The sequence below is a fragment of the Mesorhizobium sp. M0296 genome (assembly GCF_040321675.1).
GTDB lineage: Bacteria > Pseudomonadota > Alphaproteobacteria > Rhizobiales > Rhizobiaceae > Mesorhizobium.
In genome coordinates, this window is record NZ_JAMYRZ010000002.1 from 42,725 (window position 1) to 68,687 (window position 25,963).

Genomic DNA, 25,963 nt, shown 5'->3' on the forward strand with positions numbered 1-25,963 from the left:
TGTCACGCGGCTCGGTCAGAGTTCTATCCTTCCTGCATGCGACCAAGCAGATCGCGATGACGCTCGATTTCATCCTCCATCAGCGTTCTGGCGAGCGTCTTGAGTTGCTCCCCGCCCTCCAGGCTTGGGACCAGGTGCGTTACAAGATGCTGGAGAATAGGCACGGAGCGACGCAGGATGGCTGGTTCGGGAATATTGGGCATGACGAAATTGGCGAGTATCTCGTCGAGCGACTCGCCGGCCGCACCTTGAGAAGCCTGGAATTCCGCCGTTTCCGGCCTTTCTGCACCGGCGGCTGATTTCGTCCCCTGAGCACGGTTTGCTGCTTTGTCGACCCCATTCATCCGCCGCCGGCTGATGGCCTGGCCCCGCACACCTTCCGCCTGCCGCCCCTCGCGGCCCGCCGTGTCAACCCGTGCCGTGTCGAATCGTGCCGCTTCAAGCCGCCGGTTCACGGATATTTCAGCGCGACCGTGGCGCCGCCCTTGGTCAGGAAAAGTTCGGTTTCGCCGATGTGTTTGACGGCCCAGCCGTCATCGGTGAATGCACCTTCGTGATAGCGCGCCCCATCGGCTGCGATGACGTAGGGCCGCTCGCCATACCAGATCGCCTGCAGCCTCAGGCGCGGGGCCTGCTGCGCATTGCCAACCATGACGTTTGAGATGAGGGGAAGGTAAGCGCCGAACGACTGATCGAACCAGGATTGCGTTTGTGCCCAGACATCACTCTTGTCATTCGGGATCATACCCGAGACCACGAGGCGTCCCTCCGATTGCAGAACCGTTAATGTGCTTATGCCGGATTGCTCGAGGCGCAGCTTGAGCTGGCTTTCCGCTTCGGCGGCAGTGTGGATTTGCGCTGGCGATGAATCGTCCAGGATTTTTTCCCCTGCCTGGCCGACGAAAGCCACTCTGACTGGTTGCCCGTCTTGAGAGGACGCCTTTGCGCCAATCTCTTGCTTGGCGAAAGAAAACCCGTTCGCGGCAACGGAAATTGCGAGAACCGCACAGAGAACGCTGCTCGCGACCAGCAGCGGGCGATTGGCAAAGGACCATCGATTGGGTACGCGTTGCAGGCTGACCAGCTTGATGCGCGCCTCGCCAACACTTATGGTGAGCGGCAGCCTGCAGCGGCTGCCATGTCCCTCATGGATGGTCTCGCCCGTGGCCAACGTGACATCGCCGCCGACGGCTTCGATTTCAACTTGGCTGCCCTTGCGCCGCAGCCTTGCGTGAATCGGTGCGATGCCGGCATCGCGCAGGACAATGTCCGACTCAGTGCTGGAGCCGATCGTATATTGTGGCTCGACCAGACTGACTTCGGCGCCGGCGTGAAATCCGTGGGTCACGCTCAGCGCAATGGAATGTCCGGTTTCCGGAGAGGGGGCGATGATCGATCCGAGTCGGCGCGCCGGCGCTGCTGGTTCCAGATGTTTGGTGATAGGACGAGCGGTCATGCCACTTCATCTCCCGCCGATGACCATTTCAAATGCGGCCTGATGACGGCGCTGAAAAAATTGCGCCGTGCAAAGTACGCCGCCGGGTGCTTGCGGCGGCGCATGGTTCGGGAATCCGCCGCCTTAGGCCTTTTCAGCCGACTGGCCGAGCGTCCTGGCGGTGCTCATCAGCATGTCATGCTGGGATTTCGCGATCTCTTTCGTGATCTCCAGGCCAAACATGCGCTCCTGGTGCTTGATCATCTTGTCCAGGTTCTGTTCCGGCGACCCTGCTGAGCCGGAGGTAATGGGAGGGGTAGCAGCCATCATTGTCTCCTTGAGGGACTATCCAAGTTGCAAACTCCGGACTCACATCGCTGCAGTCCGGAGGGTTGCGAAGGCAGCTTAAGGCAGCATGGCCGAAAATGAAAGTCCAGTTGGAATATTTGAGACACTTCGGTTCCAACTGTTGCGTCGCCTGTGTTCAAGGAGTACCTTGGCAGGTGGGTGAATGGGGTTTCAGAATGGAAAAAGGTCCTTTGGCCGAGCTTTTGGTCGAACGGTTCGAGACTATGCCACCGCAGTTACGGGTCGCCGCACGTTTCGTGCTGGATCATCCCAAGGATGTCGCGCTGATGTCGATGCGCGAGCAGGCGCACCAGGCCGGCGTTTCGCACAGCACGATGATGCGGCTGGCGCGATGGATTGGCCTTGAAGGCTACGAAGATATGCGCAGCCTTTATGCGCGCGCGCTGCGCGAGACCATCGCGGGCGAGCCGGCGCGACAGGGTATCGGACAGCATGGCGATCCGGGATATTCGACTGCCGGCGTCGTTGCCGACACGCTCGCCGCCCAGATCTCAAGCCTTGGCGAATACGGCAACGCCATGCAGTTCATCGCGGCAGCCGGTCTGCTCGCCCGGTCACGCGATCTGTTCGCTGTCGGCTCGCGCGCCGCCTATCCGGTCGCGAGCCACTTCGTTCACATCATGTCCTTGCTGGCTGGCACCGACTGCAAGGTGACGCTTGTCGGCGAGATGGCCGGACCGGGCCTGGATGCCCTCCAGCACGCGGGACGCGGCGCGGTACTTCTTGCGGTGGGCCTATCGCCCTACGAGCGCACGACGATCGACGTTGCGCGCCAGTCGGCTCGGCAGGGCATCGGCGTGGTGGCGATCACCGACAGCAGCGTATCGCCGCTGACACAGATCGCGCGGGAAACAATTATCGTTACGTCAAATTCGCAGTCGTTCTTCCGAAGCATGGCGCCGGCGTTCGCCGCCGTCGAGATTCTGGCGGCGCTGGCGGCAGCGCAGTCTGAAACGAACGCCGCAGAACGGGTAAAACAGTCGGAAGAGCAGCTTGCTGCTTTCGGCATTTATTGGAAGCCCCCTCGATAACATCCGAAAGGTTGCGATCGGGCGGGCGTGACGGCAGCCAGGCTGCCGGCAACGTTAATTTCCGGAGATCTTCCTCATGGTTCGCCCGATAACGCCCACCAAGCCGCCGGTCCAGCCGCAAAAGGTCAATGCCAAGGCAAACGCCGCGCAGATAGCGCGGCTGGAGGCCCAGGCTGCCAAGCTGCGGGAGCAGATCAGGCTTGCCAACAGGATGGGCGAGCGTGATTGGGCGGCACAGGCCCGCCAGGAACTGGCCCATGTGAGCACGCAACTGGATTCGCTTCAGTCGCCGCCGGTTGCGGCTTCGGCAGCGCCGAGTGTCAACGTCGTAAACGCCAGCAACGGCACATCCGTCAATGGCAGGACGGTGACGCCGGCTCTCTACACGCAGACCGATCTCGCGCTGGCCGCGACACCGGTGAAACTGGATGGCAGCACGCCCGAAGACAACGGCGCGGAAGCGACGGCTGCGCGCAACATTGTCAGCGACGTTACCGGCGGCAAAAGCATCGACCAGATTGCATCTGCCCGGGGCGTGACGCGCGAACAGGTTATCGCCGCGCTCAGGTCCGGCGGGATGACCGTTTCGACCGCTGACCCGAGCGGCAATGGCGACGTGCTGACGACGAAGATCACGGATGCCAGCGGCCGCACCATCACGCAATATTACGACTACCAGCACGACAGCTACTACACGAGCGTGGAGCAACCCAACGGCACGGCAACCACTACGCCGATCCGGGATGGGCTCGGGCGCAAGGAAACCAGCAGCTATGATCCCGACACCGGTGCCATCACGACGCGTTACGAAGACGATCTGCGCACCGGAACCGTCACCGAGCGGACCACCTTGCCGAACGGCGCTTCGGTGGAAACCGCTACACCCGGGAACGGGCCGGCCTTGCCGGTCACCACCGTCAACGGTCCAGATGGTCGCAAGACCGTCCTCGCTGCATCTCAGGATCCGGGCGGGGCACCCACCCAGGGCATCAAGGATGATCTCGCGGACGGCAAGAGCATCGAGCAAATCGCGCAGGAAAGGGGTCTGACCAACGAGCAGGTGATCGCCGAGCTGCAGGCCGCCGGCTATCGGGTCACGACGCGCGAACCGACGAGCGACAATGGTGACGTGCAGTCGGTTGAAGTCGTCGATCCGCACACCGGCGACAAGACCGTCTACTATCACGACTACCAGCATGACGAGCGCACCGTCGTGACGACGTCTGACGGCAAGGAAACGACGGTGTCGGAGGACGGGAACGGCAGGACGCGCAACAGTGTTCGCAACACCGAAACGGGCGAGACCACAACCACAATGGTCGATCCGAAGGCCGGAACTGAAACCACGATCGTCACCGACAAGAACGGTCGGGTGACGACAACGACTACCGAGGAGATCAATGGCGGCGAGCCCGTCGAGTACGAGGTCAAGCCAGGCGACAACCTGACCCTGATAGCGCAGCAATATGGCGTGTCGCTGGACGATCTGAGGAGAACGAACCCCGAGCTCTTCAATTCCCCTCGTGACCCCGACATCATTCACCCGGGCGAAAAGGTTACCATCGAAAACGGTACCCGCACGACCGTGGAAGTCACCTTCAACGGTTATACGCTGACCACGAGCCCTGATGGCAGCATGACGCTGCACAACAACACCACCGGGACCGACCTGAAGATCGAAGCAGGAAGTACGCAGGAGGCGTTGGCCAGGACGCTGTTGGCGGTGAACCCCAACAGCAGTGATGCCACGGAGGCAAAAGAGGGCGAGGTCGTAAAGACCTTCGTCGAAGGGCTGCTGGCGGGTGAAGCCTTGCCCAGTCTCATCGACGCGGCAGAAGAAGCCGGACAAAACAAACAGGACCTGATCGAGAGATATGGTCTAGGTACCGTCGCCACGCCCGAGCTGGACGGTGAGAACAGGGTTGTCAATCCATTCGGCGATCCGCCGCAGGGTAATGCACCCTCCGGCGGAAAGTGGACGCCGATGAAGATCGATGGCGTCTGGACCTGGGTCGATCCCGAGGTGGCCCAGGCCATCATTGCTGAGAACATCGCGCTGTCCCAAATTACAGAGACGCGAGCTCTGGCCGGTCAGCGGCAGGAACAGTTCAACGTCTATATGCTCGACTCCGCCTACAAGGATGCTGTTGATGGGGCGCAGACAGTTATAAACGAGGCGTTGGCACCCCATGGTCTGCAATGGACCCCGCAGAAACCGGAAGGCACGCTTGCCGATGCGCAGGAGCGGCTTACCAAGGCCAACACCTTGCTGCAGAACGCGCAGGATGCCCGTGGCGAATATGAGACTGCCGGGCGCATTCTCGCCGACGCCATCACCCAGCAGAGCGAACTAGCCCCGCTGATTGATCCCAATGCAGACGTTGCATCCGCGCAAGGGCAGCCAGGTCCCAATCGGCAAACGCAGTACGCGCAAGGCCTCGCGGATCATGCGGCTGTCGATCAGCTGTTCTCCGAAGTCGGCCTGCATCTGAGCAAGGGCGACAAGCTCACCATCGACTTCCTGGTGGGGCAAGCCGAGCTTGACGGCATTCCGACCGACTCGAAGGAATATCAGGACCTCAAGGCGCTGCAGACGACAGCAGGCAATCAGCTCGAATTGGCGGAAGCCTATCAAAGCTACTTCAACGCCCATGCCGATGCCACGCAAGTGGGTGCGCAGCAGACGGACCTCGAGCAGAGACTGCTCGCCGAATATAATAGCGAGCACCAGTTTCTGTTCGAACAGGGAAAGAAACATCAAAGGGTCAGTGGCGATTATCTGGGTCTCTTCCAATCGCAAAGACTTGAGGTCCGCGACGGCCAGCTGTGGGTGGTCAACCAGTTCGAAGAGGGCACGACCGAGCAGCAGCTCACCTACAATCTGAGCGAAACGAACGTCAGGGATGAGTACCGCGATCGGCAACTCAACAAGGACTGGCAGCAGCTTTTGGGCGGCAGCAGTTCCACCGGGCCGGTGTGCACGGCAAATGGCCTGGAAGCGGTGAGGGCCAGCGAGGCGCAGGCGGCGCAGAATCTCAACGATGTCCTGGATCGGCAGCTCGGCGACAGCATTGAAGACCTGAACTCCGAGCTGTCAACGCTGCAGACCAACTTCAACAATGCGTTGACGGAGCACGGGCCAGGAACAGTCGATGCTCCTGAAGGCACCCTGCCCAATGGCGTGCAGCCTGTCGAGATCAACGTCGGCGGACAGACAATCAAGGTGGCGCCGGAGGTTGCCCAGACATACAACGAGATAGGGATCGATGCGTTGACCCAGAGCGGGAAGGCAGTCTGGATCGACCTGGATACAAAAGATTACGATGCCAGTGGACGCTGGGTTGATCCCGAACTAGCGGTCGCCAAACTCAAGCTGGACGCGACAAGGCTTCAGATAACGCAGGCCGAGGAGCTGCGCGGGCTGGTGCAAGGCTTCAGCGACTATCATGAGCTTCGGTCCAGCGATCCCTCGTTGCTGGTTGACCGCAACAGCACGGTGGATAAGACCTATCTAGACGAGCATGAGCAGCAGACGCTTGACGGCATCTATCAGCCGAAGTTCCAGCAACTGCTCGACAGCGGCTACGACAACGAGTTCCGTGAACAGCGCGGCACGGTCCTTGAGGAGACGGTCGCCAGAACGCTCGGCATAGATCGTTCGACCGAGGAAGGTCGCGAGGCGATCGAGAATGTGACGGAAGAGATCCGCGACATCGGCGGCGACAATCCTTATGTGCGCAGCGTGCCGATTTTCTATGTTGACGATGAGGTCGGGACACAGCAGGTCGCGCTGTTTGCTGTGCGTGACGGAGACGGCAACACTCGCTATGTCGATGTGACCGGCAAAAAGTTCGACGACCTCGGAGATTTCCAGGACAACAACAACCAGTTCGGCGAAGATGGCAAGCTCGTCGTCCCCAAGGGTCTGGAGATGAAGGCCGGCGATGACGGCAGGATCGAACTGGAAGTCGTCAAGTCGCGCAATGTTTCTGCTTGGGACAAGGTCGTCGATCCGCTGGTTGGCATCGGGACGGGTATAGCCACCATTCTGTCGTTCACGCCGGCCGCGCCGATTGCAGCACCCTTGGCCTATACGGGCGCTGCCTATCTCGGCACCCGAGCGGTCATAAACCAGGTCAACCATCTGGAACATGGCGGCGAGTGGGACGATACCGAGTCGCTGATGAATGTCGCCAGCGTGGCAACCACGGTTCTGCCGATGGCTTCCAGCGGTCTGCGCACCATTGGATTAGCAGGAAGGGAAATGACGGCCGCCGGATTGGCGGGAAAGGAAATGACGGCCCTGCAGGCCTTCCGTGGCAGCATAGGCGCAACACGGTCCAGCTCGCCCCTGGCGCTCGAAACCCGAACCTACATGCAGTCGACCGCCGGCCTGAACAAGCTGGCGTGGGGAGCGGATGTCGGCTCCGTGATTGTCGGTGCACCTTTGCTGGCGACATCGGCCTACGATCTCGCCGTCAACGGAGACCAGATGAACGGTCTTCAGCTTGCCAACGCGCTTACGGGCCTTGGCACCGGCATTGCCGGCACGGGCCTCGGCATTCACGGTCTGCGGACACTGCGACCTGGAACGGGCACGCAGGCAAGCGCCAATGGTCCCGGCGCCAACCAGCCACCGGGCAGCGGCGGACCGCACCAGCCGCCGCCCTGGTCCGACGGCAGAGGACCACGGCAGTCGCCTCCGGCGCTGGAACCCGGCCCCTCCGGACGTCCGATGAATGTCTATGAAATTGGCGCCGACGGCGTTTACAGGCCGACGGGGGAGCGGGTCTTCCAGGATCCCAACCATCCTGTGATACCGGGAGAAGTGATCAAGACCAGCGACGCCAGCGGTGACGGTCCGACGATGCTGCCGGGCCGCAATCCGCATGGGTCGACCGGGCGCAATTCACCGCCTCCCGCTGATAGCAATCCCATCATTGTGCCGAACAAGCCGGCAGGAAAAGACGACTCGATGCGCCTCGTCTGGGATCCGGAGACGCGCAGCTTCACCGGCATGCCGGAACCCGACACAAGCGGGTACATCTACACCAGTGGCAAGGATACCAAGACTCCCTCAGCCTATCTTGACGGGCTGAGCGTCGAGCAGCTTGTAGCGCGATACGAGGCAGAAAAGAGCTATTATTCGAACCGCGAGTTGGCCGAGCGCTACGGCCCGGATGGCGTTCAGATACCGCGCACGCCGCTCCGCGACATACTGCCCGACTTCCGCATCGGCGTCACATTCCGGACGCGCTTAAATACGGGCCAGGGCTTCGACATCGGCTCGCCGACGATCGCGGCCGTGGGCTTCGGTATTGGGACAAAGACCGATGTCGGCATGATCGGGTGGTCGGTCGTCGACAGCATCAGCCAGCGCGGCCTGACACCATTCACGGATGCGCTCGGCACTCAAGGCGTCGTATCCTACCGGGCACGGGAATACAGGAACATCACCGGCCTTCAGGCCGGTGTCTGGCCGGTGTCCAATCAGACGGCTTTCCCGGTTCGCAGCAGCGATCTTTCGGCGGCGGCAACCAAGGCGATATTCAGCGATGCGACTGGCTACAACGCCAAGCCGCTGGATGCTGCCATCGTCGGCGTGACGCCAGACGGCGAAGGCACCGTGATCGAGATGACCTATACGCCTTCGCTCAAGGGCGAGGAGGTCACGCTCGCCCCCGGCCAGCACGATTTCCTTGGCGTGCCGGCGGAAAACAGCGCTGGCCACGTCAAGCTGGAAGGTGCGCTTCCGTTCGACCGTGTCATGACCGAAACAAAGGTCGGACTGCGGCTGCCGATCGTGGCCAATCATGTCGGGGCGGTCGACCAGATGCCACGCGTCGGCTTCGAGAAGCGCCCGGAAGTGCCCGTCAAGGACACGCTCCAGCCGGGTGACATCGTGTCGAAGCAGACCTACGACCAGATCCAGTCCGCTCTCGGCTCGACAAGCCTGAAGATCCAGTTCGCGGTCGAGGATCCGGCGAAGGCGTCCGAACTCATCGCAGCGATCGGACAGGGTGATGGCATCCGGTCGATCCGCGACCTCGTCAAATCTGGTCAGATCGATCCGTCGAACACAGTTTCGTTTGTTGATGAACCGACGCTAAGCGGGTTGCGGCTTTCGGCCGTACCGGGCAAGGCGCCCACGGCAGACATCGTTTTGCTGACCGGTGAGAAGGCACGCGTCGTCAATCCCGAGGCGATGCTGGTCGACATCATCTTCAACGACCGCAACAGGCTTCCCGGTGTGCTGGGTTTCAATCCCGACCGGACGATAACTTCCGCGGCCTATAAGGTGAAATCGACGGTACAGTCGTGGCTGCCGGCGCGCTTCAGTCCCGACGAGACGCCGCAGCCCCGTTATATGCCGAGCGCCGGCAACATCTATCAGAACCTGTACGGTTCGCACGGCACGCCGGCGACACGCTACACGCTTTCACTGTCGACACCTCCTCTGCCTGCCGGGGCGGTGGCTTTCAGTGCTGAAGTGAGAATCCAGTACAAGTCCAAGGCTGCCAAGGTCGCTCCTTCAATCGCCAAGGATGAAACAGCGACGCTGACCTTCGATCGAGCCGATGGACAGAATGAAACGCTGACGGTCCCGGCCTGGCTTGCTCATGCCTTAGAAACCTCGCGTGACGGCGCGGCGACAGCCATTCCGAAGGGTGGCAAGGCCTCCCTGGAGCAGTTCCTCGGCCAACTGGAAAAGAAGGCGAGACCCGACCAGCGCGCGGCGATAGAGCAATTCCGGACGGAATTCGGCCCGTCAATCGTCGATGGCGGCTTCATGCGCCAGAACGTTGCCGATGGCGTGCTGACGTTCCTCTCCTCGCAAGTGGGTAGCCGTAGGAGCGGACCTATCCAGATAAGGGACGAGAACGGGCAGTCCGTGACGGCAACCCGCTACGGGCCGCTGCCGAAGAGTGTGGAGAACATCTATGTGCCGCCGGCCGACGGGTCCAGGGCGCATGGCGACGAACCGGAGTTGGTGCATAGATCGCATATCCTGTTCCGGGATCCGGAAACCGGAGAGCCCTATGTTCTGCCATGGATACGTGGTGCTTCCGACGACCATGTGCCGGGGAGCCTTGGGCATCCCGATGAGGGCAATCAGCCTGTCGAAGGCGCGGGCGACCCTACAAGACCCTTGCGCGGCAATGTCGGCCCGTTTGTGTTCCGGGCCGATACCCGCTCGCCAACCGAGATTAGGGACGCGGGAGGCTTCTCGCCACCGCCCCCGACAGGAATCTGGGTGGACAATCCGCAAGGCATCGCCCTGAGCAGCTATGTCATGGGCAATACCCATGGCCGTTTCGTCGGCACGAGCCAGTCGATCTCGGGAGCCAAGGCTTTCGTTTCGGAAGAGTCACGAGCCGCGCGGCAGCAAGGTTACACTTATCTCTACACGCTGAATCCGAGCAGACCGCGCCTCCACGTCCCGACTGAATTCGAGGCAATGGGCCGACCCGTCGGCGACAGGATGGCCCGCGTAGACGAGACCGCAATCGACGGCAGCATACCATGGAGCGAGGTCTATGGCTGGCGGACGATGGATCCGGACGGGAATTTCGTCGGTGAGTTCACGCGCAATGAAGATGCCGTCGCGCCCGGCACCTCGACACAAAAACGCCCGCAGGTCATCTTGCGGCCGGCCGACGAGTTCTGGGATGTCAATACGCCAGCGCCGACCGAAGCGCCGCCGCCCCCAGTGGCCGAGGTGGTCAGCAACGAAGCCCCGGCTGTGACTGGCGAAACGCCGCAGGCGGTGAATATTGCTGCCGAAACGCCGACAGCCGCTACATGGCCGCCGGCGCCCGACCGGGGCAGGGCGGTTTTTGACCCTGCCAGCGGAAAGATCGTCAGCCTTGAGCTTCCGGTGAGCTCCGCCGCGGAACCAGGATATGCGGAACCGGTGCGGGCGCCGACCGGGCCGGAGGTCAGGGCGCTTTCAGCCGATCAGATTTCCGAACTGACCGGCACGCAATTGCACGCCATCAAGCCGGAGCACATCGCCAAGCTGGCGCCCGAGCAGGTTGCTGCACTGAGCCCCGAGCAGATCGGGCAGCTGACGTTTGATCAACTTGCGGCGCTTCGACCGAAGCAGTTGCGGGCGCTGAGTGCCGAACAGCTCCAGGCGATCAGGCCAAGCAGATTGCAGGCCGTTGCCCCTGGCCGTATCAGCGGTTTGCGACCGGATCAGGTCGCTGCCTTTTCACCCGAGCAGCTTGCTGCCTTGACCATTGAGCAAGTGCGCAAGCTGACACCCGACCAGATCGCCAAGCTCAGTGATGAGCAGCGCAATGCGCTTACGTCGGAACAAGTCGCCGCCATGAGACCTGCCCAATTCGGCCATCTCGATGCGACCCAGTTCGCGGCGTTGGACCCTGATCTCGTCGCAGCACGCGATCCCGCGACAACGGCAAAGCTGTCGCCGGACCACATCTCGGCGCTTATGCGGGAGCAGCTTGGCGCTCTGACCATTCATCAGATCGAGGCGCTGACGAAGCAACAGATAGCGGCGCTGACGCCGAAGCAGCTTGGCGAGCTAAGCCCCGGCCAGTTGCGCAAGTTCACGCCCAAGCAGTTTGCCTGGATGTCGACGGAGCAAACAAACGCGCTTTCCGTGCTGCAGATAACGACCTATCGGGCGACCCATAAAAAGGCGATGACGCCGGATCAGGGCACCAGCGTCGATCTGGCCCTCAGCCATGCCAGGATGCGGGAAAACGCTCAGGCGCTCGCCACCTTTGGCGGCATGTCGACCACCTCCTACATGTTGTGGAGTTCGTTGCCGCCAACCTGGACCGCAACCGCCGGATCGGTGGCATTTGGCGTGCGAGGCATAGTTTTCGGCGCCCAGGCGCTCTTCCCCAACGCAACCGCAAGTCACAAGCCGTTCGGGCGATTCCTCAACGCGCTCGGCGGAGCCACATTCATTGCCGCAGCGCCAGGTGCCGCGACCGGGATGATCCAGGGTAAGGATCTTGTCGTCAACAGCACGTTCACGCTCGGCAACATCGTCTATGGCACGAAGTCGATGCTGCAGTCGTTCACCGGCAGACCGGTGATCCGAAACCTGGCCGAATATCTGGCTGGACCCGGCTATGTGCTTGGCTGCGCCGTCTATACGGTGCACTCCTGGCCGGCGCCGATCGCCACAGTCGCCGGCACCATGTTCACCTTCGGCTGCGCGGAATTCTGGGCGTCGGCCATAAGGACGGACCGGATGAATCGCCGTTCAGTGCCGCGAACCGATGCTGATATCGCGGCGGCGGAAAAGTCCGACAAGAGATGGGCTGCATGGGATCGGTGGACTCTGGGCATCACCTTCGGCGTTGGAATGCTTCTCTTCTCGCTGGACGCCCTGCTCGCGGAGCCTTGGGAGGGCGCGAAGACGCCCCCTCCACCCGATCCGAAAAAACCGGATGGCGATGCCTCGTCCCAGCAACCCGATGATCCTTCGGATGTTCCAGGTGGGCCGCAGACCCCGGTGGAAGATTTCCCGCAACTGGTCGTGGTCACCGATGATGGCCTGAATTTGCGGACCCGGCCCGACGGGGATTCGACCGTGGGAACCGTTCTGCAATCCGGCACATTCGTCCAACAGACCGCGAAGCCGTCGGCCGATCCGTCAGGGGAGACCTGGATACCTGTCCAAGGTTTCGGACCGGACGGCGAAACGCATAGCGGCTGGGTTTCCGGCGACTATGTCGAGGCTCATGCCGAGGGCAGCAGCAACCCTGAGGGCCGCACGAACCCAACGCTGGAGAAAGACGGCTATCAGTGGGTCGAGGTCAAGGACGGCGACAGCATTCGCCTGATCGCCAAGACCCATTCTGCGGATGTGGCGGACACGGTTGTGCTCAACATGGATCATATCCTGAGCCCGGACCTGATCTTCTCAGGCGACCGTATCTATCTGCCGGTCACCTCGACCGGCTGAGAAACCGCGGGGCCAAGCCTGTCGTCCGTTGGGTCCTGCGCCTTGCCGGTTCTCGCGGCATAGGCGTTTGCTACGGAGGCGGCCAGCTTTGCCGCCCGCTCCGCTATCGGATTGGATGGTTCGGAAGAATAGGAGGCGGTAAACTGCAAGTCGGACGGGTGCCATTCGCAGTCGACAATGCGCAGTTTACCGCTTGCGGTATAGTCCTGGACGACTTCCTCAGGGAGAGAGGCGATGCCGATACCATTGAGTGTCATTTTGATGGAAGCGGCCAGCGAATTAGCGGGAAAGATACGCGGCGTCTCTTCCAGTTCGCCGGTCAGCTTGCGGTAAAGTTCGCTGTAGGGTCTGGTGGTCCGCGCATAGCTGATGATTGGGAATTGCATCAGATCAGTCAGCGTCAGCTTGCGCCGCGAAGGCAGTTTCAGGTGCGGCGAGCAGACCCACACGAGCGGAAAGGACGGCATCTCGATGTTCTCGATGCTGTGTTCCAGAATTGGGCCCATCAGCACCGCAATATCGAGTCGGTGCGACATGAGTTCGTTGCGAAGGGTGGTCGTCGCATCAACGACGATATCGGTATCGACAAGCGGATAGTTTGCTTGCAGCTCCCGGAGGAAATCCGGTAGCCAGGTGTGAACGATCGTTTCGGCAACCCCGAGCCTAAGCACCCCTGCCGTCTCCGAAAGCGAGCTGGCCGTCAGTTGCAGCCGTTCCGCTACCCGCAGGACCCGTTGAGCAGACGGCAGAAGCCGTTGCCCCTGGGCTGTCAGCCTGACATTGCCGCTCTGCCGCTCGAACAGCTTGGCACCTAGCGCTTCTTCCAGCCCGGCAATTCGGTTGGATACTGCGGGCTGCGTGGTGTTCAGGCGTTCGGCAGCCTTTCGAAAGCTTCCGAAAGTCGCCACCAGTAGAAAGGTTTCGAGCTGCTTGATGTTGAAAGGGATCACAATTCAATGCCGGACAATAATCTGAGCGCCGACCTTTACGCGGTCATACAGGTCAATGACGTCTTCATTGGTCATGCGAATGCAACCAGAGGAGTTGGCTTGTCCGACGGTCCACGGCTGATTGGTGCCGTGGACGCGATAAAGCGTGTTTCCGATATACAGTGCCCGTGCGCCCAAAGGGTTGTTCGGGCCTCCGGCCACGTGCGCAGGCAAGATACGGCCTTTTGATGCTTCTCTGGATCGCATTTCGGCCGGTGGCCGCCAATCTGGCCAGTCCCTCTTTTTCGAAATCGTGTCGCGACCAGACCACTCCAGCCCCTCCTTGCCGACCCCCACCGCGTATCGTAGCGCTTTGCCGCCCCCCAGCATGTAATAGAGACGCCGCTCCGTGGTGTTGATCACAATCGACCCCCTCGGCTGAGCCTCGCTGAATGTCACAACCTGCCTGGGAATCTCTGACTCCTCGGGCGTGAATTCTCCGTCCGCCGTCAGGCCGGAAGCGCTAGGCGAGACCAGTACATTTCTTCCCCGATCATATGTCCAACTTCTAGGGTCATAACCGCTGTTCGATTGGGCCTGCGCCGACGCGATTGCGGCAATCGACGCCACCGCGACCAGAACCGATGCACTCAATGCCTCGATGAGACGCGTTGCCGCAAACCTCTTGCCTCGAGCAACGCCTGCGGGCACGTCCAACTTCGCGAGCAGGCTGTTGGTTTCCGTCACCGAGACGACTCCTTTCCACATTGAACCAATGACCCCGAACCCGGTGGTAATCGATTCCTACCCGCACTGTATCGTCTTGCGGTTCCTTCGCAACATTTGGCACAGGTCGTTGATATATAATCCAATTGGACTTCCAATTTTCGAGTGTGCGCGATAGGATGACATCGGCGGACAAGCTATGAAGTAAGCGAGGCGGGTCATCACTCGTGGGTCGCTTGCGATAGGACCAATGTGACGGGACGCGGTATCTACCATGCGGATCGGTTGTCGGGAGGCAGGGCTACCGTTGTCGCCTGCGGCCTTGCCGTCATCCTGGCGCTCGGCTTTGATTGGCAGCGTGCGTCCGCTGCCGAACCGCGCTGGCCCCCTGGCCCTTACAAATACATCACGATCGATCAGTCCGTGACAGACGCGCTGGTTGAGCTCGGCCGCAACATGCGGGTGCCCATGCGTGTCAGCAAGCTGGTAAAGGGGCGCCTGAGCGCCGGCATGCCGGTTGGAACGGCCCGCGAGTTCCTCGAAGAGATATGCAATCGATACGGGCTGGTCTGGCATTTCGACGGTATCGTCATGAACGTCGCGACCGAAGCGGAAGTCCAGACGGAAATGATCCCGCTTGATGCCAACATGGCTGCTGACGCCGAAGACAGGCTTTCACGGCTGGGCGTCAACGACCCGAAGTTTCCAATAAAGGTTTCCAAGCAAGACGATGTCATCTCGGTATCGGGGCCGCCATCCTACATCGAACTCGTCAGGAAAACGCTCGGGGTTCCTGCCACGCCGAGCACGAAGCAGGAGACCGGCAAAGCTGTGTCGGTCCGCGTTTTCCGCGGAAAGCAGGCGGAGGCGCAGACTGTCCCCTCCGCCAAACCGAACTAAGAACTGGAGGGCACATTCATGCAAATCGCGCCGATTGGAGCCCTAGAGGCTACGCTTGCAAACTTGACCACCAGCATAAGTTCGCAACAGCAAATCACCGCCGCCGCGGCAGCGCAGCCCGGTAACCGAATGGTGGGCGCCAAGCAAGAAAAGCACGATGCCGCGAAGGTCAATATGCCTGAGCGCAGTGATGTCGCGATGCCGGCTGGTCAGCAGGTGGCGCAGACGCCCGGCGCCAATCCGGCAATCGGCGGACAGACTTCCAAACCGGAGAAGACCGAGCCGATCGTCGAACACAAACTCTTCGACTACATGGCCGAGACGGAGAAGGCTGCAGGTGGGGTGTTCACGGAACCATCGGCCCTTTTCGGTTCTGCCGTTAAGTCGCTGGAAGGAACCATGCAGCAGGTACAGAAGGCTCTTGGCCAGGCTAACGCCCCCGAAAGTGCTGAAACGGCCGCCGCGCAGGATCGCGCCGACAAGATGGCTCTGTCCGGCAAGGAAGGCGAAGACTCCCGAGCCAAGAATGCAGAGCAACTCCTGGAACGATCGATTTCGGTGATGTGGGCGGCCGCCAATCTCGAGGTGGTTACGAGCAGCGTGACGGCTGTCACGTCGTCCACCAGCACGCTGATCAAGCAACAGTAAGCGCCGCGGAGTGTTCGCGCCCATGCCAACCTCGCTGCGGCGTTTAACGCGATTGGATCGATGCGGCGCCAGGTTTCGCGTTGCGCTCGTTGTCATGGGTATGCTTGTGCTCCAGGCGTGTTCGGTGGAGTTGTATTCCAACCTCAACCAGCGGCAGGCCAACGAGATCGTGGCCACGCTCATGCGTCACGGGATCCCGGCCCAACGCGAGGTCGGCAAGGACGGCAAGATGACGGTTTCCGTACAGAAGGGCCGCTTCGCCGAAGCTATGGCCATTCTCGACGAGAGCGGCTTGCCCAAACAGGAATTCCAGACGCTCGGCGAGGTGTTCAAAAGGGATGGGCTTGTGTCCTCGCCGGTGGAAGAGCGGGCAACGATGATCTATGGCCTGAGCCAGGAGCTTTCGCAGACGATCTCGGACATCGACGGCGTGCTTTCGGCGCGCGTTCATCTCGTCCTGCCCGAAAACGATCCGCTGAGGCAGCAACTGGTACCGTCCTCCGCCTCCGTGTTCATCCGGCATCGCGCATCCGTTCCGATGAATGAGCTCATCCCGCAGGTCAAGATGCTGGTGGCTAAGGGCATCGCCGGACTGACCTATGACAATGTTTCCGTCACCCTCATTCCGGTTGCAGCGACAGCCCCCGAGCAGGAAACCGGCGAGGCCGGGTTCACCAGCTTCCTCGGCCTGTGGCTACATCCCGACAGCGTCGCCGCCGCGATGTCGCTGTTTTACGGCATGGCGGCGGCCATACTCGCGCTGGCTGGTCGGTTGGCCTACATGCAGTGGTATCGACGGCCCGGCATCTATGCGCTCGATGCTTCCGCAATGCCGGTGAAGAAAACATGACCCAGCCCGGCTCGGAGCAAACTGCCAGCCCGGAATGGCAGGCATTCATGTCCAACCCCGCATCCTATGTGGATGCGGCTTGGCTCGCGGAGTGCTTTGACGGCGCCATCGGCGAGGCTGCCTGCGAGCGCATGCTGCGGTCGCAACGCCTGCAGGAGCGACTGTCGAAGCTTCTGCTCGACCGGCATAGGCTCTCTCCAGCAGTCGAAGAGCCGGCCGATGCGGTGGATCGAGCGATCGCCTTGTCGTCTGGCGAAGAGTTGGAGGAACTTGCGCTTCGCTCGGGCGCGATCTACTGGGCCGGGAGTCTGGCCGCTGTCATTGTCGGGCGCGAAGCGGCCGCGTTGCAGGCGGCGCTTGGCGCTGATCTATGTGCTTTCGCCGTAGCCAACCGCGACCTGGCCGGCCCGATGCAGCGGTTGGGGCCGCTGGAAGACATTTCCGATCGCGTCTATGCCGACGGCCTGAGTTGCCTTGGCGCCTGGTGTCAGACCATGCCGAGCGATACGAGCATGCGGGTGCGTCTCAAGCTGATGCCGCAACAGCTTATTCACCAGCCGGTAGCCGAACAATTTGCCGAGGTCGGCCCCGCAATTGTTCGACGAGCGATGAGCTAGACGAGATGATCGAATCGGGCAAAGCGTCGGAAGCTCTGAGGCGTCCCTACGCTCGGATCCTGCGGGCCGCCGAGGTGCGCACTCTCCAGGATGGGCATGCATTTCTCGATGAAGCAAGGCGTGATGCGCAGCAGTTGCGCGACGCCGCACGGCGAGCCTATGCGGCCGAATACGCGCAGGGCTATGACGACGGCAGGGCGCAAGGCGATGCGGAGGCCACGCGGTTAATCAGCGAGACGGCGGTCAAAGTGGATCGCTATTTCGGTGGGCTGGAATCCGAAGTCGTTGGCCTTGCCGTCGATATCGTCAGGCGAATTCTGGGAGAATTCGACGTCGGCGCGCTTGTCGCCAAAGCCGCAAGACAGGCGGTGACTGAAATCCGCCGCGCCAAGTACCTAAAACTCCGAGTTCATTCCGGGTCCATCGAAAGGGTTCGTGATGAGCTGGAGGCAGTCTTGCGCGAGAGTGATCTGGCGATGACGGTTGAGATCGACGCGGATGACGCGCTGGCTGCGGACGCCTGCATCGTTTCGACCGACTTTGCCGTCGTCGACGCGAGCATCGACGCGCAGCTCAAAGCCATAGCTGCCGCGATTGCGCCGAAGACGGAGGTCCGATGACCGCGCCCGCCGCTGATATCGAAAGCCGTCTGGCCTCCATCATTCCGAATTTGCGTTCGGGCCTGCGCGACGATACCGGCCGGCCCAGGAAGGGGCGTGTACGGCGTGTCGCCGGCACCGTCATTCATGCGACTGTGGAGGAGGCCCGTATCGGCGAGATATGCGAACTCGTCGACCCTAGGACCGGAAGGGTGACCAAGGCGGAAGTCGTCGGCCTCATGGACGAAATGGCGATCCTTGTTCCGCTGGGCGATTTGGCCGGTCTTTCAAACCTGACTGAGGTCGTGGCGACCGGAAAAGACCAGCAGGTGCCCGTCGGCCCCAGCCTTCTTGGTCGCGTGATCAGCGCGCTTGGCGAGCCATTGGACGGCAAGCCGCTTTCGCCGGACGGCATCACCTGCACCTATCCGGTCAATGCCTATCCGCCATCTCCGCTGGAGCGCGGCTTGATTTCCCAGCCGATCCAACTCGGAATACGCGCGCTCGATGCGCTGCTCACCTGCGCGCGCGGCCAGCGCGTCGGCATCTTTGGCGAACCGGGCGTGGGAAAGTCGATCCTGCTTTCCGATATCGTCAGCGGCACCGATGCCGATGTCGCCGTGGTCGCCCTTGTTGGAGAGCGCGGACGTGAGGTGCGCGAATTCCTCGAACAACAGCTCGGGCCGGAGGGGCGGGCGAGGGCCATTGTCGTCGTTGCGACCTCCGACCGTCCTGCCATCGAGCGTGTCAAGGCCGCCTATGTGGCGACCAGTATTGCCGAATATTTTCGCGACCAGGGCAAACATGTGTTGCTTGCAATGGACAACCTAACCCGGTTTGCCCGTGCGCACCGAGAGATTGGCCTGGCCGCGGGCGAGCCGCCGACGCGTCGCGGCTTTCCGTCTTCGCTGTTTGCGGTCTTGCCCCGTCTGCTCGAGCGGTCAGGCACGGGTCGCGTCGGATCCATCACCAGCCTCTACAGCGTTCTTCTTGAAGGCGACGGTACGCTGGACCCTGTCGCCGAGGAAGTTCAGGCCCTCCTTGATGGCCACGTCTTCTTGTCGAACGAGCTTGCGCAGCGCAACCATTTCCCGGCCATTGATGTCTTGCGCAGCCGAAGCCGCCTCATGGATGCGGTTGTGGAGCCCGCACATCGGTCCGACGCCAGCCACCTGCGCGAGCTGCTTGCCCGCTACGCTGACATCGAGCTTCTCCTGCGCGTCGGTGAATACGAAAAAGGCAGCGATCCCGTGGCGGACGAGGCAGTGGCGAAGATCGGTGTCATCAACGCCTTTCTGCGTCAGGCGTCCGCCACTCATGAGAGCCTGGAGAGGACACGCCAACTCATGCGGGAGATCGTCGGTGAAAGATCGTGAGATGATCGCTCGATTACGCGACCTCAGACGCCGGCGTGAAGACCGTGCAAGGGAAGAGGTGATCAAACGGCACGCCGCTTTGGACCGGGCCGCGAGGGAGGGTCGGCAGGCGGCCAGTGCGGTCACGGAGCACCTGCAGCGCACGGTCGATGCCGAAGATGCAGCGTTCGGCTCGCTTATTGGGCATCGGATAAAAGCTGCCAGCCTTCACCAGCTACAGGGCCGGTTTGAAATCGCCGCCAGAAAAACCGAGCAATTGCGTGAAAACGAGAAGATGGCCGGCGTCGCCGAGCAGCAACGGCAAGCGGAACTGTCGGCAGCTCGCAATGATCATCGTGAGGCCATGAAAGCTCTGACGAAGCTGGACGGGGTATTGGAGCATCTGATCAACCGCACCGCACGACGTTGCCTGGCGCTTGCCGAGCTTTCCGAGGAAGAGGAGCGCGGTCCAACGCGCCTGTCCACAGAACGATAGCCCAGTTTGTGATCGTGAATATGGATGTGATGCCCCAAGCCTTCGCGTCGGGAAAAACGAGAGCGCAGGTAAAGCCGGCAAAACGCAAGGCCTCACGGTCGAGCGTTGGCGAGCGGCTGGTGCTGAACTCTGTTGCGTCTGTCGACGTTGAGGCATTGAACGCCTTCTACCGCCGGCGCGCGCCCGCGGAAATCACGATCGCGGGCAAGGCCGTGGCGATTGCCGCCGTCTGGCCGGCGCCGAACCCTGCCGACCAGCGGTGGTGCACCATTGCGTTCTCCGTCGGAGACACGATGGGCAAATTGCGCCTGCCGCTTTCTGTGGTCGAACGGGGCTTCGCCAGGGCAGACGAACTGGTCGACATGAAGCGGCTGGCCCCCGCTCACGCAGCACTGCTGCTGGAATCCGCGTTTGAAGAGGATCTCGAATGGGTCGAGGCCAAACTGGGCGAGAGCATCGCGCTCACCTCGGTCACACAAGCAGATGCCGTTTCCATTTCGGGCGAGACCCCGTTGGCTTTTGTCCTGACCGGCAGTCAGGAAACGATTGACTGCGTCTTGAACACGAATGACGCCGGGCTGGCGGTACGGATCGGCCGTCTTTTCGACGAGATCGCCAAGGCCAGACCGCCGATCCCGGCCGAATTTCCTCTGCCAATCTGCCTTCGGCGTGGCGCACTCAACCTAACCCTTGGCGAGCTTAAAAGCCTCCAGCCTGACGACGTAGTTCTTTTCAGGAATGAGGCGGAAGAACGCATGGCGGCACTCATCATTGCCGAGCGCCTTTATGCGCCGGTCGCCCTGACGGCCGCCGGGCCGCAATTGCTTGCCGCGCCGACGGCTATCGCCGGATCGAATTGGGAGTGGACCATGAACCAGAACACGTCGCCGCCAGCCGGCCAGACTTTGGAAGAATCAACCCTGGACGAGTTGCCGGTCGTGCTTGCCTTCGAGATCGGCCGCACGGCAATGCCTCTCGGGGAGGTGAAGCAGCTTGCGCCCGGCACTATTGTTCCGCTCGCCGATGTGACCGAGGTGATTGTCGACATCATCGCCAACGGCAAACGTGTCGGCCGCGGTGAGATCGTGCGGATCGGCGAAAGCCTGGGCGTGCGGATCGTGCGCATGTTCGATAATGGTTGAGAATTCGCCCAATCTGCTTGGGATTCTGATCGCGGTCGGCTTTGTCGGGTTGCTGCCTCTGGCGGTCGTCACGATGACGGGATTCTTGAAGATCTCGGTCGTGCTGTTTCTCATCCGCAACGCGCTCGGCGTCCAGCAGATGCCACCCAATCTGGTGCTATACGGCATAGCGCTTGTGCTCACGGTCTATGTGACGACCCCGTTGCTGAGCGAGATGTCGGGCCGACTTGAGGAAGGGCAGGTTCAGTTCCAGACCACGGACGACCTCGCCAGAGCGGCGCAACTGGTCAGGGAACCATTGCAGCGACACCTCATGAAGTTCACCCAGCCGCAGGAGCGGCAGTTCTTTCTCGATGGAACGAGCCGCCTGTGGCCGGAACAGGCGCGGCAGAACCTGAAGGACGACGATCTCTCGATCCTTGTTCCGGCCTTTGTCGCATCCGAGCTGACCCGTGCCTTCGAGATCGGCTTCCTGCTTTATCTTCCTTTCCTCATCATCGATATCGTTGTTGCCAATATCCTGATGACGCTCGGCATGATCATGGTCTCGCCGGTCCTCATATCGATTCCTCTGAAACTGTTCCTTTTCGTTGCCATAGATGGCTGGTCGCGGCTGATGCATGGCCTCATTCTGAGTTACGGCTGACGCCGATGGGAGGGTTGCATGGGCAATGACTTCATCCTGGCAAAGGTCCAAAGCGCACTTCTCACGGTGCTGTTCGCGTCCAGCCCGGCGATCATTGCTGCGCTGGCGGTCGGCGTCCTCGTCGGTCTTGCCCAGGCGCTGACGCAAATTCAGGACCAGTCGCTGCCGCAGACCATCAAGCTGGTCGTGATCCTGCTGGTCATCATCGTCTTCGGTCCTTTGCTTGGACAACAGATCGCGCAACAGGCCTCGACGGCGCTGGACGAATTTCCCGTCGTCACGCGTTGAGGCACGCGGATGCCGGTCGAACCACTCTTCGCCTCCGTCAAAGAGCTTCAGGTCTATCTCCTGGCAGGCGCTTTCGCGCTCGCACGCGTGGGTGGTTTCATGCTTCTGATGCCGCTGTTTTCGCGTGTGCCGCTATCAGGGCTTCTGCGCAATGGCGTGGCATTGGCGCTGGCAGTTCCAATCTTTCCAATGGTCGTGAGCAAGCTGACGAACAGCGACATCACGACCACGATGATCGCAGCCTACATTCTCAAGGAGGTTGTGGTCGGTGTAACGCTCGGGCTGTGTATGGGGATACCATTCTGGGCAGCAGAGGCTGCCGGTGACATCCTCGACCTGCAGCGGGGCTCTACGATGGGGACGCTGATCGACCCTATGATGACGCACGAGACGAGTGCTACCGGCACCTTGCTCGCGGTCATCATGGTCACAATCTACCTGGCTGCCGGCGGCCTGCAGCTTTCCCTGACCAGTCTCTACGAGAGCTACGGCCTGTGGCCGATCGACAGTCTTCTGCCTGTATTCAGCAAGGATGCTGCGGGAATATTCCTGCGTCTGCTGAATCGCATCATGGCGATGGCGCTGACCCTCGTTTTCCCACTCATCATCAGCATGCTCCTGTCCGACATTGTGCTGGCTTTCCTGGCGCGGGCCTCTCCGCACCTGAATGTTTTTGCATTGTCGCTGGTCGTCAAGACGCTGGTCTTCAGCCTTGTCTTTGTACTCTATGCGGCTTTCCTGCTTTTCTACATGAACCGGGATCTTGGCTTCCTGCACGAGGCGAGCCGACAGATAAAAGCGATCGGCTGCCGCAGCTGTCAATGAGAACAAATATGAGCAAAAGCTAATAATAAGCGCCATCCTTCGCCAGCCAATAAATACGATTTATCGATGAGAAAAGATTCTGATGATTTGACAAGTGACCGACCCGCCGATGATCTTACGCGCTCTCGACGTGTCTCTGAAACGTGCATATCCGTTGGAAGCCATGGCTCGCCCGATCACTTCATTGATCTACGAGGATTTGCGAATGGTCGATGCGGACAGCCTACGCAGGCTCGTCAGGATGGGTGCCTATGAGGGGCATACAGGAGGGCTTGCGCGCGGCAAGCTCCAGGCCAACGTCGTGATTGTGCCCCGCAGCTTTGCCGCCGATTTCCATCAGTTTTGCGTCCGCAATCCGAAACCCTGCCCTTTGGTGGGCGTGAGCCGTGCGGGCAGCCCATTGCTGCCAGCGCTGGGCGATATCGATATCCGTACCGATGCGCCACAGTACAGCATCTATTACTTCGGCGAGATGATCCGGCAGACCACAGACATCATCGACCTATGGCGAGATGGCTTTTCGGCTTTCGCGCTCGGCAGTTCGCTCACCGTCGAGGCCGCACTTGTCGAAAAGGGCGTGAAATTCCGGCGCATCGGCCGTGGAAAAACCGGCCCCAAGTTCCGCACCAAGATCGAGACGTCCCAAGTCGGACCGTTCGGTGGCGAAATGGTCGTCTCAATGCGCCCGATAAGGTATAGCGACGTCGACAAGGTTCGCGCGCTCACCGCGCGTTTTCTGCATGCGCACGGGTCGCCCATCCATGTCGGAGAGCCCACGACGATCGGGATCCGAAATTTGATGGCTCCCGACTGGGGCGATGCCGTCGAAGTCTTGGAAGGGGAGGTGCCTGTATTCTGGGCCAGCAGCCTGACCGCCCAAGACGCTCTTGCTCGTGCCGAACTCGCGATCTCGATCACAGTGTCGCCGGGCCATATGCTGATCACCGACGTGGATGCACGGGCGCTGTCTTGGCCTAATGTCGAGCTTGGCGCGAGCTTGCAATGATCGTGCTCAAGTCAGAGCTTGCCTGGTCCAACGCTTCGAAGCACCTCGACAGCAGGGCGGACGGGATGGCCTCTGACCGTGGACCCCACCACGGCCTTTCGCGAGAGCCTTGGCTGTGCCTCGAAGCTTGGTAGTCATAGTCGTGCATGACCCTCGCGAAGAGTAGGTCAGCGGTGATGATTTCGGACTGTACTTGATTGGGCTCATTCATTTTATCTGCCGCTCTGGCTGGGCTTCTGGCTTATTCGCCGGCCCAGCTCGGTAGATCAACCTTCGGTAGCGGTATAAGGTTCCGGAACTGATCCCGCCAGAGAGCTGGTGCGGGAACCTGTAACTGAGGGCCGGATCCAGGCCGACCGACCGCAGGACGGCTTCCACGTCTGCCGAGTTCGTTGCGAACCCTTGGTTTCGAGCGGCTCCTTGAGCTGCGAGCGGATCGTCTTGCGGGGATAGGGACCCTTTGCCGTCGTTCGGTTTTCTGAGAGCATGACAAAGTACGCACAATCCGCGAGCCGATATTTCCATGCCAACAAGAATCGATGCCAGTGAAGCGCGCCGGTGGTTTGCCGAAGACCTGCGTGTCTCATCACCTGTCTTGCACAATCTTGCGGTCATCGAGGCCTTCGCAAAGGTTCCGCGCGAACAGTACCTTGGCGACGGGCCATGGCGTATCCATTCGAGATTGCAAATCGGGGCGGTCCATACCAGCCCTTCAACCGCACTTCACGAGATTTACCACGACGTTCTGGTCTCGCTTGACGAACAGCGCGGATTAAACAGCGGCCTGCCGTCACTTTGGGCATTGGCTTTCGACCATCTGAATATGGCTCCCGGTCAGACTGTCCTTCAGGTGGGCGCTGGTGTCGGCTATTTCACCGCCATCCTCGCGGAACTGACGGGGTCTGAAGGACGCGTGATTGCATACGAGATCGACGAAGAACTCGCTCGGCGCGCGCAAAGCAATCTTGCTCATTATGCCCATGTAGAAGTGATATCCGGTGATGCAACGCAGGCAGTTGATCTGCCAAACCTCGATGTTGTGGTCGCCTTTGCCGGAGTGACGCACGTGCCGGAACGGTGGCTTTCAAATTTGTCCGACAAGGGTCGGATGGCGCTGCCGTTCACAGGTGAAGACCAACGAGGCTTCATGATGCTTCTGGAAAGGGCTGGCTGTGCGTTTCCTGTAAGATCACTTATGCCATGCGGGTTTTACCCCTGCAGCGGAGCTATTCTAGCGGCGTTCGAAGCAGGTTACTGGTTCCCTTCGGGGCAGAATCCGCTTTAACACGTCGTCCTTCTTCACGAAATGGTGCCAGAGCGCGGCTAGCGCGTGTCCTCCAGCCAGGATCAAGATTGCGTTAGCGCAAAGGCCGTGAACTTCTCTGATACTGCCCGCGATGCCGCGATCCGGCGCAAAAGGTGCCGGAATCGTAAAGAATCCGAAAAAGGTCAGCGCATCGCCTCTGAACCACGTCAGCAGGATGCCAAGCGCGGGAATTGCGACAAGCAGGACATACAGGGCGAGATGACCAAGCTTGGCCACGGCACGTTCGAAACCTGTCATGGAATCGGGCAGGGTCGGTGCGCCTCTTGCCAACCGCAAGGCCACCCGCCAGAGCACGAGAGCAGTCAGAAGCAGGCCAAAAGAGATGTGAAGCCGCCATGCAAGGGCTCGGTCGGGATCGCCACGTTGGAAGAGATCATCGCCGAAGGTCAGCAGATACATGCCTACAACCAACGCGAACAAAGCCCAGTGCAAACTCTTCTGGGTCGAGGAATAGCCGACTGTCGGCATAGGGCATCTCCGGTTTCGACCGTCCGAGTTGCTATCTGCATTAGGGCGAAGTTGCGGCTCCGATATTACGGTTTCGTAATGCAAAGCGTCTCTCAGCCGCAAGCTACCCTCAGGCGGGATTCGCCTGAGCAATCCTCTATTGGTCAGTCGTCCACTCCATTAAGCAGAGGTGCGATAACCCATTGTCATGCGGGGCTTGCGCTGTCGCACGATCCTCCACCATCAGGCCGTGGCTGAGCAGATAGAAGGCGTAGAACTCCTGCTGGGGACGGAAAAATGGCTCGCCATTCGAGACAGATAACCAAAATTGTCGGATCTTCGGCCAATTCCTCCCGCTTGCGGATAAAAAGTAATTTCATG

At 60.8% G+C, this 25,963-nt stretch carries 21 protein-coding genes and 1 pseudogene; 15 read left to right on the plus strand and 7 right to left on the minus strand.

All coding sequences use genetic code 11. The features are described from left to right. Window positions 1-23: 23 nt before the first annotated feature. From NKI97_RS03060 to NKI97_RS03070, 3 genes are all read right to left on the minus strand, one after another. Window positions 24-455, minus strand: coding sequence for a hypothetical protein (locus NKI97_RS03060; protein WP_352449141.1), 432 nt, complete (start codon window positions 453-455; stop codon window positions 24-26). Further along, window positions 452-1,456, minus strand: a complete 1,005-nt coding sequence (locus NKI97_RS03065) for a SctD/MshK family protein (protein WP_352749238.1) — start codon at window positions 1,454-1,456, stop codon at window positions 452-454. Before NKI97_RS03065 ends, NKI97_RS03060 begins: the two co-directional genes overlap by 4 nt. A 123-nt stretch (window positions 1,457-1,579) precedes the next feature. Then, on the minus strand, window positions 1,580-1,765 hold the full coding sequence (locus tag NKI97_RS03070) for a hypothetical protein (RefSeq protein WP_126056235.1): 186 nt from the start codon (window positions 1,763-1,765) through the stop codon (window positions 1,580-1,582). A gap of 194 nt (window positions 1,766-1,959) precedes the next feature. Between NKI97_RS03070 and NKI97_RS03075 the strand changes: the two genes are divergently transcribed. Further along, entirely contained in the window at window positions 1,960-2,835 is an 876-nt protein-coding gene (locus tag NKI97_RS03075; RefSeq protein WP_352449139.1) for a MurR/RpiR family transcriptional regulator, read from the plus strand. 76 nt (window positions 2,836-2,911) lie between these two features. Next, the gene (locus NKI97_RS03080; RefSeq protein ID WP_352832657.1) at window positions 2,912-12,781 is read left to right on the plus strand and encodes a LysM peptidoglycan-binding domain-containing protein; all 9,870 of its coding nucleotides are present in this window, start codon (window positions 2,912-2,914) and stop codon (window positions 12,779-12,781) included. Here the strand turns inward: NKI97_RS03080 and NKI97_RS03085 are convergent. Further along, window positions 12,754-13,731 (minus strand): LysR family transcriptional regulator, encoded by a 978-nt coding sequence (locus NKI97_RS03085; RefSeq protein WP_352832659.1) that lies wholly within the window; start codon window positions 13,729-13,731, stop codon window positions 12,754-12,756. The two genes, NKI97_RS03080 and NKI97_RS03085, sit on opposite strands and share 28 nt — an antisense overlap. Window positions 13,732-13,734: 3 nt before the next feature. After that, window positions 13,735-14,457: a L,D-transpeptidase gene (locus NKI97_RS03090; RefSeq protein ID WP_352832662.1), complete on the minus strand. Its 723-nt coding sequence runs from the start codon at window positions 14,455-14,457 to the stop codon at window positions 13,735-13,737. 231 nt (window positions 14,458-14,688) lie between these two features. On the opposite strand from NKI97_RS03090, the gene NKI97_RS03095 reads away from it, so the two are divergent. The 12 genes from NKI97_RS03095 (at window position 14,689) to NKI97_RS03150 (ending at window position 23,808) form a co-directional block, all read left to right on the plus strand. Beyond that, window positions 14,689-15,336 (plus strand): type III secretion protein, encoded by a 648-nt coding sequence (locus NKI97_RS03095; protein ID WP_352449135.1) that lies wholly within the window; start codon window positions 14,689-14,691, stop codon window positions 15,334-15,336. An 18-nt stretch (window positions 15,337-15,354) separates the two neighbouring features. Beyond that, window positions 15,355-15,984: a hypothetical protein gene (locus NKI97_RS03100; RefSeq protein ID WP_352745171.1), complete on the plus strand. Its 630-nt coding sequence runs from the start codon at window positions 15,355-15,357 to the stop codon at window positions 15,982-15,984. A gap of 22 nt (window positions 15,985-16,006) precedes the next feature. Then, window positions 16,007-16,834: a type III secretion system inner membrane ring lipoprotein SctJ gene (gene sctJ, locus NKI97_RS03105; protein ID WP_352832665.1), complete on the plus strand. Its 828-nt coding sequence runs from the start codon at window positions 16,007-16,009 to the stop codon at window positions 16,832-16,834. Continuing rightward, window positions 16,831-17,451: a SctK family type III secretion system sorting platform protein gene (locus NKI97_RS03110; RefSeq protein WP_352749224.1), complete on the plus strand. Its 621-nt coding sequence runs from the start codon at window positions 16,831-16,833 to the stop codon at window positions 17,449-17,451. Before sctJ ends, NKI97_RS03110 begins: the two co-directional genes overlap by 4 nt. A gap of 5 nt (window positions 17,452-17,456) precedes the next feature. Next, complete coding sequence (sctL, locus tag NKI97_RS03115) at window positions 17,457-18,071, plus strand: type III secretion system stator protein SctL (protein ID WP_352832668.1); 615 nt, start codon at window positions 17,457-17,459, stop codon at window positions 18,069-18,071. Beyond that, window positions 18,068-19,426: a FliI/YscN family ATPase gene (locus tag NKI97_RS03120; RefSeq protein ID WP_352832671.1), complete on the plus strand. Its 1,359-nt coding sequence runs from the start codon at window positions 18,068-18,070 to the stop codon at window positions 19,424-19,426. Before sctL ends, NKI97_RS03120 begins: the two co-directional genes overlap by 4 nt. Next, on the plus strand, window positions 19,413-19,901 hold the full coding sequence (locus NKI97_RS03125; protein ID WP_352832674.1) for a hypothetical protein: 489 nt from the start codon (window positions 19,413-19,415) through the stop codon (window positions 19,899-19,901). The genes NKI97_RS03120 and NKI97_RS03125 overlap by 14 nt, the downstream gene beginning before the upstream one ends. 29 nt (window positions 19,902-19,930) lie before the next feature. Continuing rightward, window positions 19,931-21,043, plus strand: coding sequence for a type III secretion system cytoplasmic ring protein SctQ (gene sctQ, locus NKI97_RS03130; RefSeq protein WP_352832676.1), 1,113 nt, complete (start codon window positions 19,931-19,933; stop codon window positions 21,041-21,043). Then, window positions 21,036-21,689: a type III secretion system export apparatus subunit SctR gene (gene sctR, locus NKI97_RS03135; RefSeq protein ID WP_352449128.1), complete on the plus strand. Its 654-nt coding sequence runs from the start codon at window positions 21,036-21,038 to the stop codon at window positions 21,687-21,689. Before sctQ ends, sctR begins: the two co-directional genes overlap by 8 nt. 18 nt (window positions 21,690-21,707) lie before the next feature. Continuing rightward, window positions 21,708-21,977, plus strand: coding sequence for an EscS/YscS/HrcS family type III secretion system export apparatus protein (locus NKI97_RS03140; protein ID WP_352449127.1), 270 nt, complete (start codon window positions 21,708-21,710; stop codon window positions 21,975-21,977). A 9-nt stretch (window positions 21,978-21,986) separates the two neighbouring features. Further along, complete coding sequence (sctT, locus tag NKI97_RS03145; protein WP_352832679.1) at window positions 21,987-22,802, plus strand: type III secretion system export apparatus subunit SctT; 816 nt, start codon at window positions 21,987-21,989, stop codon at window positions 22,800-22,802. A gap of 94 nt (window positions 22,803-22,896) precedes the next feature. Continuing rightward, window positions 22,897-23,808 (plus strand): D-glutamate cyclase family protein, encoded by a 912-nt coding sequence (locus tag NKI97_RS03150; RefSeq protein WP_352832681.1) that lies wholly within the window; start codon window positions 22,897-22,899, stop codon window positions 23,806-23,808. Window positions 23,809-24,111: 303 nt separating this feature from the next. Here the strand turns inward: NKI97_RS03150 and NKI97_RS03155 are convergent. Then, window positions 24,112-24,260, minus strand: a pseudogene (locus NKI97_RS03155) (ABC transporter ATP-binding protein); the annotation flags it as partial. A gap of 71 nt (window positions 24,261-24,331) precedes the next feature. Here NKI97_RS03155 and NKI97_RS03160 point away from each other — a divergent pair. Further along, window positions 24,332-25,093 carry a protein-L-isoaspartate O-methyltransferase family protein gene (locus NKI97_RS03160; RefSeq protein ID WP_352449124.1) on the plus strand — a complete coding sequence of 254 codons (762 nt, stop codon included), beginning with the start codon at window positions 24,332-24,334 and terminating at the stop codon, window positions 25,091-25,093. Here NKI97_RS03160 and NKI97_RS03165 read toward each other — a convergent pair. Next, a complete protein-coding gene (locus NKI97_RS03165) occupies window positions 25,040-25,603 on the minus strand; it encodes a cytochrome b (protein WP_352832684.1) in 564 nt (187 codons plus the stop codon). The two genes, NKI97_RS03160 and NKI97_RS03165, sit on opposite strands and share 54 nt — an antisense overlap. Window positions 25,604-25,963: the final 360 nt, after the last annotated feature.